8 protein-coding genes are annotated in these 12,444 nt (G+C 70.1%); 3 read left to right on the forward strand and 5 right to left on the reverse strand.

What is annotated here, in order from left to right:
- Positions 1–32 precede the first annotated feature (32 nt).
- Positions 33–5,765 carry a DUF11 domain-containing protein gene (locus tag HPO96_RS30440; protein ID WP_171677832.1) on the forward strand — a complete coding sequence of 1,911 codons (5,733 nt, stop codon included), beginning with the start codon at positions 33–35 and terminating at the stop codon, positions 5,763–5,765.
- Here the strand turns inward: HPO96_RS30440 and HPO96_RS30445 are convergent.
- Positions 5,734–6,222 (reverse strand): helix-turn-helix transcriptional regulator, encoded by a 489-nt coding sequence (locus HPO96_RS30445; protein WP_171677833.1) that lies wholly within the window; start codon positions 6,220–6,222, stop codon positions 5,734–5,736. The genes HPO96_RS30440 and HPO96_RS30445 overlap by 32 nt on opposite strands.
- 77 nt (positions 6,223–6,299) lie before the next feature.
- Between HPO96_RS30445 and HPO96_RS30450 the strand changes: the two genes are divergently transcribed.
- Both HPO96_RS30450 and HPO96_RS30455 read left to right on the forward strand, forming a co-directional pair.
- Positions 6,300–7,157, forward strand: coding sequence for an MOSC domain-containing protein (locus HPO96_RS30450; protein WP_171677834.1), 858 nt, complete (start codon positions 6,300–6,302; stop codon positions 7,155–7,157).
- Positions 7,158–7,168: 11 nt separating this feature from the next.
- Positions 7,169–8,410, forward strand: coding sequence for a M1 family metallopeptidase (locus tag HPO96_RS30455; protein WP_171677835.1), 1,242 nt, complete (start codon positions 7,169–7,171; stop codon positions 8,408–8,410).
- On the opposite strand, the gene HPO96_RS30460 is transcribed toward HPO96_RS30455, so the two are convergent.
- The 4 genes from HPO96_RS30460 to HPO96_RS30475 form a co-directional block, all read right to left on the reverse strand.
- Positions 8,407–8,871: a lamin tail domain-containing protein gene (locus HPO96_RS30460; RefSeq protein WP_171677836.1), complete on the reverse strand. Its 465-nt coding sequence runs from the start codon at positions 8,869–8,871 to the stop codon at positions 8,407–8,409. The genes HPO96_RS30455 and HPO96_RS30460 overlap by 4 nt on opposite strands.
- Before the next feature lie 127 nt (positions 8,872–8,998).
- Positions 8,999–9,262 carry a hypothetical protein gene (locus tag HPO96_RS30465; protein WP_171677837.1) on the reverse strand — a complete coding sequence of 88 codons (264 nt, stop codon included), beginning with the start codon at positions 9,260–9,262 and terminating at the stop codon, positions 8,999–9,001.
- Positions 9,263–9,319: 57 nt separating this feature from the next.
- Entirely contained in the window at positions 9,320–11,155 is a 1,836-nt protein-coding gene (locus tag HPO96_RS38615) for a CAP domain-containing protein (protein WP_171677838.1), read from the reverse strand.
- 166 nt (positions 11,156–11,321) lie between these two features.
- Positions 11,322–12,299 carry a CAP domain-containing protein gene (locus HPO96_RS30475; RefSeq protein ID WP_171677839.1) on the reverse strand — a complete coding sequence of 326 codons (978 nt, stop codon included), beginning with the start codon at positions 12,297–12,299 and terminating at the stop codon, positions 11,322–11,324.
- Positions 12,300–12,444 lie beyond the last annotated feature (145 nt).

The following is a 12,444-nucleotide window of genomic DNA, read 5'->3' on the forward strand; positions in this document are numbered from 1 at the left end:
CGCCGCCATCTGCGACTGAACGGGGATCATCGATGGCTGGTCGGCTGCGCCTGCTACTCGCTCTGCTACTGCTCGCCGGCTCCGGATTGGTGCCGAATGCAACAGCAGCGGCGGAGACGATCCGCACCTTCGGCAAGGTCTTCGGCACGCAGACGAACGGCGCGATCCGGATCACCGGCAACGCGCTGGAGACCTGTGACACCGGCGTCGCCGCCTGCCGGTCGGCGCTGGCCGGCAGCGCTACCGGCGCCTCCAACAACGAGTGGGCGATGCGCCTGCTCGATGCGGACGCCGATGCCGGCACCAAGTCGTCCTCGGCGGCCAAGGTGAGCCTGCCGGATGGCGCGAAGGTGCTCTACGCGGGCCTGTTCTGGGGTGCGAGCCGGGCCGCGGGTACTGGTGGGACGGCGAGCACCGGCGACGGTAAGACGATCAAGCTCCGGCTTCCGAACAAGACGGAGTACCAGACGCTGACCGCCGGGCGGACGGACTACCTGAGCGCCCAGACGCAGGACTACTCCTCCTACCTCGACGTGACGACGCTCGTCCAGGAGGCCGGCCCCGGTGAGTACTGGGGTGCCGACATCGCCGCCGGGACGGGCGCCGACCGGTACGCCGGGTGGAGCCTGGTGATCGCCTACGAGGACGCCGACGAGCCGCTGCGCGACCTGTCCGTCTTCAACGGGTACGCCCGGGTGACCACCGGCGACGTGATCAAGACCAGCATCTCGGGCTTCCTGGCCCCGCCGAGCGGCCCGGTCAACGCGCGCTTCGGCAGCGTCACCTACGAGGGGGACGCCGGGATCAGCGGCGACTACTTCGCCGTCAACGGCACCCGGCTCGCGGACGCCCAGAGCCCGTCGGCCAACTTCTTCGGCAGCCGGGTCACCGACGCCGGCGCGAACCTGACCGACCGGACGCCGGCCGCCCTGAACAACCTCGGCCTGGACGCGAAGGTGGTCGATGCGGCCGGCATCCTCGCGAACAGCGCGACGACCGCCGAGCTCACCTTCGCCAGCACCGGCGACTTCTACTACCCGGCCGCGCTGACCACGCAGATCGATCTCTACGCCCCGACGATCAAGGGCACGAAGACCGTCCGCAACCTGGCCGGGAACGATCCGGCGAAGGTGGGGGACACGCTCGAGTACACGCTGAGCTACGGCAACACCGGCGAGGACGACGCGCTCGACTCGATCGTCCGCGACGATCTGCCGCCGAACACGACGTACGTCCCCGGGTCGCTCGCGATCGGGACGGCCGGTAAGACCGATCAGGCCGGTGACGACCAGGCGGAGTACGACGAGACCGCGCGCAGCGTGCGGTTCCGGGTCGGCACCGGCGCGAACGCCAACAAGGGCGGCCGGCTGCGCACCAACGACACGACGACCGTCCGGTTCCGCGTCACACTCGACGCGGCCTCGGCCGGGACGACTGTGGTCAACACCGGCTACCTGGACTACACGGCCGCGACGCTGAAGAAGCCGTACACCTACCGCGCCGAAGAGGTCCGGACGCCGGTCGCGGAGTCGGCCGATCTGGTGCTGACCAAGACCGGTACGCCGGATCCGGTTCCGGCCGGTGCCGAGCTGACTTACAAACTCGTTGCCCACAACAACGGTCCGAGCGTGGCCCAGAACGTCGCCGTGACCGACACCCTGCCCGATGGCGTCACGCTGGTCTCCGCGACGTCGACCCAGGGCGCCTGTACGTCGAGCCCGGGCAAGGTCGACTGCGCGATCGGTGAGGTCGCGTCGGGTGCGGAGGCGACGATCACGGTCGTGGTCCGGGTGCCGGCCACGACCGCGCTGACGAATGTGGCGACCGTGACCAGTACGACATCCGACCCGAATCCGGGGAACAACAGCGCGACGGTCACGACGCCGGTGACCCGATCGGCCGATCTCCAGCTGCAGAAGGCGGTCGCGCCGACCGGCCCGGCACCGGGGGAGAAGGTCAAGTACACGCTGACGATCCGGAACAACGGGCCGTCGGATGCCGAGCAGGTACGGATCGCGGACTCGTTGCCGGCCGGGTTGACGATTCTCGACGTCCAGGTGCCGGCTCCGGCGGTCTGTTCGGCGGCTGGACAGGACGTCAGCTGTGTCGTGGATCGACTGGCGGGCAAGGCGACGCTCGTCGTCCAGGTGACGGCTGTGCTGGATTCGGCGTATCAGGGTGGGCCGCTGACCAACACGGCGGCGGTGTCGAGTGCGACCCCGGACCCGGATCCTTCGAACAACACCGGCACGGCGACGGTGACGCCGGCTGCGCCGAAGGCCGATCTGGTGGTCGGGAAGCAGACGATGACATCGCCGGTCGTGCCTGGGCAGCCGGTGACCTATCAGATCTCGGTGCGGAACGACGGGCCGTCGGATGCGCTCGCGGTCGAGGTGGCTGACGACCTGCCGGCCGCTTTGATCGACGCGTCGGCGAATACGACGGCCGGGTCGTGCACCGTCTCGGCGGGCCAGGTTCGGTGTGAGCTGGGTGATCTCGGGGCCGGCTCGGCGGCCACGATCACGGTGCTGGCGACCGTCTCGGTGACGGCGACGGGCTCGTTGGTCAACGCGGCCACGGCGACGAGCTCGACGCCGGATCCGGAGCCTGGCAACAACACCGGCCGGACGACCGACGAGCTCAGCCCGAGTGCGGATCTGGCCATCGCCAAGACCGCGCAGCCGGTTCCGGTGCAGGCTGGGCGTCCGGTCACCTACACGCTGACGACAACCAACAACGGGCCGTCCGCGGCGCGATCGGTGACGGTGACCGACCCGGTGCCGGCGCCCCTGGTCTATGTGTCGGCTGCGACGTCCGCAGGCAGCTGTGAGCAGGCTGACGGCACTGTGAGCTGTGCGATCGGGACCATCGCGCCAGGCGACGTCGTCACGGTGACGGTGGTCGCGAACGTTCCGTCCGGGACACCGCCGAACAAGCTCGACAACACGGCCAAGGTGGCGTCGCCGACACCCGACCCGGTGACTGAGAACAACACCGCGACGTACACGCTGCTGACCGGCGCGCAGGCGAACATCACGCTGACCAAGACTGCGCGTCCCGATCCCGTGGTCGCGGGTGAGCAGCTCACCTACGTGCTGACCGTGCGCAACGCCGGGCCGTCCGATGCGCAGGGCGTGACGGTCGAGGACGACGTACCGGCCGCGCTGAACGGGGTGAACGCAGCCGCGACCGGCGGTGCGACCTGCACGCTGGACGGGAATCAGGTCCGGTGTTCGGCGGACACTCTTGCCGCCGGGGCGGAGTTCGGCGTGACCATCACCGGCACGGTCGCACCGGCGACGGCGCCGGGGAAGCTGATCAACACGGCGACCGCAGGATCGCGGACGCCGGAGGACCCGACCGAATCCGACAACACGTCGACCACGACGACCGAGGTGGTTGCGGGTGCGGATCTCTCGATCGCCAAGAGCGCGCCGGCAATTGTTGTCGCGGGCAACGAATTGACCTACACGCTGACCGTGCGCAACGACGGGCCGTCGGATGCAGTAGGTGCGGTGGTGACCGACACGCTGCCGCCGGGTACGGCGTACGTCCGCGGCTCGAGCAGCGCGGGCGACTGCCTGCAGGATCCGTCGACGGCCGAGCCGGTCGTGATCTGCCCGGGCGGGCGGCTGAAGCCGGGCGGCGAGTTGATGATCACTGTCGTGGTTCGCGTCGGCCCAGCGGTGACCGGGAAGCTGACGAACACGGCGACGGCGACCTCGCAGACGCCGGACCCGGATGACAGCAACAACCGCGACACGGCCGACACGACGGTCACCGCATCGGCCGATCTGTCGATCACCAAGGCCGTCAAGCCGTCGCCGTTGATTGCCGGTGGCGAAGGTCTCTACACGCTGACTGTGCACAACAACGGCCCGTCGACCGCGACCGCCGTGACGGTGACCGACCAGCTGCCCAGCGGGCTTTCGGTGCTGTCGGCAACGAGTGCCGAGGGCACCTGTACGACGGCGGTCAGCTGCGACCTCGGCTCGATGGGGCCGGGCAGTGACGCGGTCATCCAGATCCGGGTGCGGGTCGACGCCGGGCAGACGGCGGCGCTCACCAACGCGGCGACCGTCACCAGCCCGACACCGGATCCGAACGAGCCGGACAACACCAGCACGATCACGACCGAGGTCGAGCAGTCGGCCGACCTCGAGGTGATCAAGACCAGTGACGAGCAGTCGGCCACCGCGGGCGGCGGCGTCACCTATCGGATCACCGTCGCCAACCACGGCCCGTCCGACGCGACCGCGGTCACCTTCACCGACACGCTGCCGGCCGGGTTGACCCTGATCGGCGTCCAGCCGGACTGCCCGCAGCTGATCTGCAGCCTGGGGACGATCAAGGCGGGTGAGTCGGCGAAGGTGGTGGTCACCGCGGCGCTGGACCCGGCGTACGCGGGGAAGTCGCTAGCGAACACGGCGAGTGCGAAATCGCCGGTGCCGGATCCGGATCCGGCGAACAACAGCTCGACCGTCACGATCCCGGTCGGGACCAGTGCGGACCTGCAGCTCGTCAAGCAGTCCGAGCCGGCCGCGGTGACGCCGGGCAGCACGTTCGACTACACGTTGCAGCTCACCAATGCGGGACCGTCGGTGGCGCGTTCGGTGGTCGTGACCGACACCCTGCCGGCCGGCCTGACCGTCGTCTCGACTCAGGCGCCTTGTCAGGCTGACGGTTCGGTCGTGCGGTGTGCTGTTGGCGATGTGCCGATCGGGCAGTTGATCCTGTCGCTCCGGGTTCGGCTCGCGGCTGGGTACGACGGGCAGACGCTGACGAATACCGCGACGGCGACTTCACCGACATCTGATCCGGACAAGGACAACAACACCGGAAAGATCGTCTCGCCGGTGACTGCGCTGGCCGACCTGGCGATCGCCAAGACCATGACACCGGCGAACCCCATTGCGGGCGGCAAGGTCACCTACGCACTGACGATCAAGAACAACGGGCCGTCCGACGCGCAGCAGGTGGCCGTCACCGACGAGTTGCCGCGCGGTCTGACGATGGTGGTCGCGAAGGGGTGCGTCGTCCTGCCGCCGGCCACCCCTGGGTCGCCGGACGCGCCCGAGGCGGGCACGGTGCAGTGCTCGGTCAAGTCGTTGGCGAACGGTGATTCGCTGGTGGTCACGATCGTCGCGACGGTGGTCCCGGGCTTCAACGGGCTGCTGGAGAACCGGGCGCGGGTCGGCTCGGCGACGCCGGATCCGGTGACCGGGAACAACGAGGCCACGGTGACCGGGAAGATCGGCCGGGGTGCGAACCTCGCAGTCCGGAAGGCTGCCGCGACCGACTCGGTCGTCGCGGGGTCGGGGCTGACCTACCGGATCGAGGTCTACAACGCCGGTCCGTCGGCCGCGCTCGATGTGACAGTGACCGACGTCCTCGCCGCCGGCTTGCGGCTGCGGAAGGCGGACGGCTGCTCGGTCGAAGGGCAACGGGTGACCTGTCCGGTCGGCCGGCTCGACCCAGGGCAGACCGCGGTCGGGACGATCGAGGTGACCGTGGACGCGGCGTACGGCGGGAAGTCGGTGACCAACCGGGTGACGGCGACCTCGAGCACACCCGATCCCGATCCGAGTGACAACAGCAGCTCGGTCACGGTCGACGTGAAGCCGAAGCCGGGGAAGCCGGATGGCGAGCTCCCGGAGACGGGCGCGCCGGTCGGGCTCGCAGGCGTGATCGCGGCGTTCGCGCTGCTGGCGGCGGGCGTGCTGCTGATCGTGGTCAGCCGGCGAGGCGATCGACACAGTCGCTGAACGCCAGGCGCTCGGTGCGGGTCGCGCCGAGCGCCTGGATGAACTGGTCGAGCCGATCCGGGCGCGGTACGCGGCCACCCCGCAGCCAGCTCTGCAGGGTGGCCCGCGGGACGCCGGTGAGCCGCTCCAGCGAGCGGAGTGACCTGGGCCGGGTCAGGGCGGTCAGCGCCGCACCCAGGTCTTCAGGGGTGCTGGCGGTGCGGAGCAGGGCGCCGACGTCCTGTGGGTCACGCGCGGCGGCCTCCCAGTGCCGGCGCCAGATCGGCAGCACCTCGGCCGGTACCCCGCAGCCGGTCAGGAAGGCGACGGCGACCGGCCAGCTCGGCAGCTGTTTACCGCCGGCGGCGCGGACCAGATGCGCATGCGAGTAGTGGGCCTGGTCGGCGAGCTCGCGATAGGTCAGGCCGGCCTCCTGCCGGACCCGGCGCAGGGCGGCGGCGAATGCTTCCAGCTCCATGGACGACCTCCTCGCGATCAAACATAAGTCAACATGATCGAACAATTCAAGAGACTTGCTGCCGTTAGGATGAGGTCATGTCCGTCGCGCGCGTTGCCGCTGTCATCCGTTACCCGGTGAAGGGTCTGACCGGTGTGCCCGTCGAGCAGGCTCAGCTCGGCCCGGCCGGTGTCGTCGGGGACCGTGAGTTCATGGTGGTCGACCCCGACGGCGCCTTCGTCAGCCAGCGGAGCGTTCCGGCGATGGCCGCGCTGCGCGCCGCGATTGCCGACGACGTCATCCGGCTGTCCGCTGCCGGGGCCGATGAACTCGCGATCGACGTCCGGTACGACGGCAAGCGGCGCGATGTCAGCTTGTTCGGGACATGGTTCGGTCAGGGCATCGCGCAGGATGCGGCGGCTGACGAGTGGCTCTCGGAGCAGCTCGGGCGGCCGGTCGGGCTGGTCCGGATCACGCCGGAGCACGATCGGCCCGGGTGGGGTGTCCATCGCGGCCAGGTCGGCTTCGGGGACGCGCATGCGCTGCTGATCACGTCGCTCTCATCGCTGGACGGGCTGAACGCCCGGATCGTCGAGCGCGGCGGCGAGGCCATTCCGATGAACCGCTTCCGGCCGAACCTGGTCGTCTCCGGCTGGCCCGAGCCGCACACCGAGGACAGCGTGTTGCGGATGCGGGCCGGCGAGGTCGAGATCGGGTACTCCGCGCGCTCGATCCGCTGCGCGGTCCCCACCGTCGACCAGGACACCGGGCGCAAGACCGGCCCGGAGCCGACCCGCACGCTGGCGTCGTACCGGCGGGAGCCGGCGTACGGCGGCGGGGTCAGCTTCGGGATCAAGGCCGCGGTGCTGACCGGCGGTCTGGTCACCGTGGGTGATGAGATCTTGGTACACGAATGGATTCCGGACGGTACGGACCCGGCACCCGCGACCCGGTAGTTTCCGGTGCTGTGCACCGGCTCTTGTTGTTGCTCGCAGCCCCCATCTCGTTGCTGGTGGCAACACCGTCGACGCCGGGGACGCCGTCGTACGAGGTGGAGCTGACCGGCTCGGCCGATGGCCGCACGTGGTCGGGGCGGGAGACCGTCAGCTTCACGAACACGGCGTCCGAACCGCTGCCGGAGATCTACCTCCGGCTCTGGGGGAACGCGCGCGGATGCGGCGCGGTCGTCGTCACCGGCGGTACGGAGACGCGCGACTGCACGGTCCGGAAGTTCCCACTGGCCGAGCCGCTGAAGCCGGGGAAGCGGATGTCGATCAGCTTCGGCGTGACGATGACGGCGCCGGACCGGGAGGACCGGTTCGGGCGATCGGGGGCGTTCAGCTTCTTCGGGAACGCGTTGCCGGTGCTCGCCGTCCGCGATGCGGCCGGGTGGCATCTGGAGTCCGATGTCGGGATCGGCGAGAGCTTCTACACGGTCGCGGCCGACTTCGCCGTCCGGCTGACGCATACCGGGAACCTGGCGGTGCCGGCGACCGGCGTCCTGGCTGATGGGGTCGTGAATGCCCGGCAGGTCAGGGATTTCGCGTGGGCGGCCGGGCCGTTCGTCAGCACAGAGGCGACGTCGCCGGGTGGTGTGAAGGTGCGAACCTGGGCGACGCCGACGGTCACTGCGGATGCGGTGGTCAAGGCGCGGAATGAGGCCGTCGCGGCGCTCGACGATTTCGGGCGGCGGTACGGCGCGTATCCGGATCATGAGCTCGATCTGGTGCTGAACGATCGGTGGACGACGTTCAGCGGGATGGAGTACCCGGGGTTCGTGTTGCTGATCTCACCCGGGGCGCCCGTCGTCCACGAGGTCGCGCATCAATGGTGGTACGGGATCGTCGGCAACAACGAGTACGCCGATCCGTGGCTGGACGAGGCGTTCGCGACGTACGCCACCGATGTGCACGAAGGGAACCACCGGGCCGGCTGCTGGCCGGGAACGTTGCCGGTGGCAATCACAAAGGACATGGGCTACTGGGGTGCCCATGCGTCGTCGTACGGGACCTACGTCTACACCTACGGTTCCTGCATGCTGCACGAGCTGGAGCGGCTGATCGGCACGCCGGCGATGGATCGGCTACTGGCGGCCTACGCGAAGGCCCATTGGCACGGGGTGGTCACCGCGGCTGCGTTCCGGGACGCCGCGCAGGCCGCCAGCTCAGTCGATCTGTCCGCCTTCTGGCGGACGCACGGCGTGGCCTAGCACTTGACGGCGACGCGGCCCGTGACCTGCTGGTAGGTGCAGAAGTCGATCACGGTGTTCGCCGCGTTCTGCAGCCGCGCGGTGTCGCCGGTGTTGTTCCAGATGTAGTTGCCCGAACCCCAGTACAGGTGGTTCGCGCTGTTGCGGCCCTTGCCGGTGTGCACGAGCACCGTCGAGCGGGCTTTGAGGACGAACGTCGGCGGGAAGAAATAGACATGGCTGGCGGCGTCCCGGATGCGGTAGCCCTTGAGGCTGAGCGGTCGGGTGGTGTTGTTGCGGATGCTGATGTACTCCTGGTTGATGTGCGCGTTGGTACGGGTGTCCGTACCGGCCGGGTCGTACTGGATCCCGGCCACCAGGAACTGCGGGGCCGCCGCGGCGGCCGGCAGCACCGCCGTACTGGCCGCCAGCAGCGTGACGGTGATCCCGGCAACGGGCAGGCTGAAGCGTCGCGTGAACAAGAGATTCCCCTTCGGCAGTGGGCCGAATTCCCCCCGGCCCGAGCTGTGTACTGCTGCCGGTTCCCCCCGGCGCTGCGACCCTAGGGGTGACGCTCCGTGTTCGTCAAGGGCTCAACGAAGCCCGTCGTCAGAGCAGGATCAACAGCGTGTACAACGCCGGCGCCGCGAACGCCACCAACAGGATCCACGCCATCAACCGATGCCCCGGCTTGGCCCGATCCAGCGACGAGGCGAACGACAACACCGCCCCCTCCTCGGTATGCCGGCTCAACCCCATCCGCTTCGCCTCCTCCGGCCGCCGATCAGGTCGCTCGTCCGCCAGCGCCTCCGCCGGAATCCCGAAATGCGCCGGCCCCGCCGCATCCAGGTCGTCATCCCGTCCACCGAACATGCACCCTCCCGCCGCCGCAGTCCTCCCATAGTCGCACCTACACGGTAAGAACGCCTGCTACCGGAAGTTCGCAACCCACCCGACCCGCGTCCGGTCCGAGCAGATGAGGACGACGACCGCGCAATCTCTGTAGTCTGCCGCTCCTCTGCCCACCCCCAGCGTCGTGAGGTTGCAGTTCAGCACGGTGCTGCGGTTGTCGGACATCATCCGGTCGAACGCCGCCGACGCGGACATGCTGTTACCGCCGACAGTTGCCTTCGAGGATGTGTCACCGCCGTTGACGTTGTTGTCCTCGGCTCGGTTTTGAGCCTCGCCGCGAGCGCCGTGCGTGACGCTGCTGTCACGCTTCAGAGCCGCACAGCCGTTGCTGATGCGGGCGTCGTTGATGCGCTTGAACAGGTCCAGTTCCAGTTCTCGCATGTCGCCGTCGTCCGGCGGGGGCTGGGGAGGCGGCGGCTTGCTGGTGGTGGGTTGGGTGGGGGTCGGGTCGGTGGGGTTGGGGGGTGGCGGGGCGGTGGTGGTCGGGTTGTCGGTGGGGGCGCTGGTGGGGACGGACGTGGGTCCGCCGGTGGGTGGGGTGGTGGGGGTGACGCCGTCCGTCGGGGTGGCCGTGGGCGTGGCCGACGGGGTGGGCGGTGGGGTCTTGGGCGGGGTGGCCGGCGGGGTGGTGGGCGCGTCCACCGGCTGGGTGGTCGGGGTGACGTAGCGGTCGTCGGTGCTCGTGACGATCGGGATCGACGAGTCGACCTGGTCCTTGTTCGGCTGGTGGACGAGCAGCCACGTGATCGGCGCGCCGACAAGCAGCACTACCAGCGCGGCAACCCCCACCCGCTTCTTCCCACCCGGCTGCTTGGCAGCCCGAGCCGCAACCCGCCCACCCCCACTACCCCCACCCCCCGAAGTCCGGGGCCCACCCAACGCACTACTCCCAGCCCGACCCACCGGCTCACTCGCCCGCGCCGCCGCAGCCGCCGACCGAGCAAACTCCCCAGCATCCGCCGGCACCCCCTCATCCTCCACAACCCGCGCCCACTCCGGCGCCAACGCACTACTCCCCGCCGTCTGCCCAAACGCAGAGCGCGCGGAAGCAGCATCCGCACCCGCCGGCCCCCCGGCGCGCCCCGCCTCACGTGCATACGAGGTGCTTGCAGGCAGCCCGCCGCCGCTCTCCGCTCCGCGCTCCCGCGAAGCGGTATCCCCCGCCCGCGAGTAGCCGGCGTCTGCTGCACCCGACTGGCGGGTGGCGGCGTCCCCCGACCGTGCATACGCGGCGTCCGCCGCGCGCGTGTAGGCGGCGTCTGCTGCAGCGCCGGACGGCGTGCTGGCGCGGCCCGCCTCGCGTGCGTAGGCGGTGCTTGCGGGCAGCGCGCTGCCGCTCTCGGCTCCGCGGTCCCGCGAAGCGGTGTCCCCGACGCGCGGGTCGGCGGGGGTTGGGGTGGCCCAGGTGCCTAGGCCGGCTAGGTCTTCGGCGGCTGCGGTGGTGGTGCGGGCGCGGCGGCGGGAGGGGGTGGGGGTGGCGGGTTTGGTCCAGTCGGTGGGGTGGGTGGTGGGGGTGGGCATGCCGGGGACCGGGGGCGGCGCGGCGGGCGTGAGGTTGCCCGTCGTGGACTGGGTCACCCAGCCGCCGGTGGTGGCCGGGCGGGGGGCGTACTGGAAGGTGGTGCGCGGGGGGTCGAGGTGGGTGTCGGCCCAGGCTTGCGGGTCGGTGCGGGGCTGGGCGTTGGCCCAGAACGGGGAGCCGTCGCGCGGCGCGTAGCGGGGCGGCTCGGGCGGCGGGGCCGGGACTTCCGCCTCGGGGGCGGACGGGCGGTTGTTGAACCGGGTGCCGCGGTTGGCGGCGCGGGTCGCCTTCCGGCGTGGTTTCTGCCGGCCGTTGCCGGACTCCGACGACATTATGTCGTTGTTCCCTTCACTGTCGCGCCCCCAGGACGTGCCTCGTCAAACGCCATGACAAGGACGGATCTACCCGCGGTGACCGGCCGGAAATCGACCGGACGTTGTGGCATCGGAACAACGTCTGCGCCACACTCGGTGTGTTCGGCACAATGACGACGCAACCTCAGTTGCGGCCGAAGTCCTGCACCCAGCTACCGGGGCCCCAGTCCGGTTTCACGCGACCGTCGTCGTACCCGATGCCGATGACCGTGAACCGGCAGTTCAGGATGTTCTTGCGGTGGCCCTCGCTCTTCATCCAGGCGGACACCACCTTCTGGGCGCTCGGGTAGCCGGCGGCGATGTTCTCGCCCCAGCTGGAGCCGCTGTACCCGGCGGCGCGCATCCGGTCGCCCGGGTCCTGGCCGTCGGGGTTGGTGTGGTCCAGGTAGTGCCGGCGGACCATGTCGGACGCGTGCCGGCCGGCCGCCTCGACGAGCGCGCTGTTCAGCCGCAGCGGGCCGCAGCCGGCCTGCTCGCGGTAGGAGTTGGTCAGCTCGAGGACCTCACGCTCCTGCGCGTTCGTCCCGCCGCCACCCGACGGCGGCGGCTCCGGGTCGTTGCTCGGCTCCTGCGTCGGCTGGGTCGGCTGCGTCGTCGTCCGGGTCTTGGTCGGCGTCGGGCGGCTGGGCCGCGGGTCGCTCGGGCGCCCGTCCGGCGTCTTGGGGTTGCTCGGGTCGACCGTCACCGTTGTGACACCGGTGGTCGGCGCGGTCGGGGTGGTCAGCACGTTCGACGGGGAGCCACTCGGCGGCGTGCCGCCCGGGGTGGACGGCGTCGACGTCGTCTCCATGCCGTTCGCGCCGGTGCCGATCACGGCGGTGGTCACCTTGCCGTTGGCCAGCGTCTGGGTGACGGTCTTCAGCGGGCCCTTGCTCGCGTCGCCGACCAGGGAGCCGCCGGAGTTGTCGCGGGTGTCCTCGGAGACGTTCAGAACCTTGGTCGCGTCATTGACCGTCGAGTTGTCCCGCGACATCAGATAGATCACCGGGCCGATGGCGACCAGGACCGAGAGCGCGCTGGCGATCGGGCCGACCAGGCCGCGCTTGCGCTTCGCCGCGCGTCGGGTACCGCGGTGCCGCCGGGGGGTTGGCGCATCCGTCATGAGTGGGCGAATCCTCTTCGTGTGCGTCGTGCCGAGTACGTCGTTCCCCGCGGTACTTGCCAGGTCCCCCCTGGTTACCGAACAGCGACCTTAACCGACACGGCCGGTCACCGTTACAGTTTCGCGACGCGACTTAACACTTCCT

Origin of the sequence: Kribbella sandramycini (genome assembly GCF_013131805.1) — a bacterium.
GTDB lineage: Bacteria > Actinomycetota > Actinomycetes > Propionibacteriales > Kribbellaceae > Kribbella > Kribbella sandramycini.

Excerpts from the sequence above, each read along its gene's own strand:
- HPO96_RS30440 (WP_171677832.1), top strand. The coding sequence starts at position 33 with ATGGCTGGTCGGCTGCGCCTGCTACTCGCTCTGCTACTGCTCGCCGGC.
- HPO96_RS30445 (WP_171677833.1), bottom strand. The coding sequence starts at position 6,222 with ATGGAGCTGGAAGCATTCGCCGCCGCCCTGCGCCGGGTCCGGCAGGAG.
- HPO96_RS30450 (WP_171677834.1), top strand. The coding sequence starts at position 6,300 with ATGTCCGTCGCGCGCGTTGCCGCTGTCATCCGTTACCCGGTGAAGGGT.
- HPO96_RS30465 (WP_171677837.1), bottom strand. The coding sequence starts at position 9,262 with ATGTTCGGTGGACGGGATGACGACCTGGATGCGGCGGGGCCGGCGCAT.
- HPO96_RS38615 (WP_171677838.1), bottom strand. The coding sequence starts at position 11,155 with ATGTCGTCGGAGTCCGGCAACGGCCGGCAGAAACCACGCCGGAAGGCG.
- HPO96_RS30475 (WP_171677839.1), bottom strand. The coding sequence starts at position 12,299 with ATGACGGATGCGCCAACCCCCCGGCGGCACCGCGGTACCCGACGCGCG.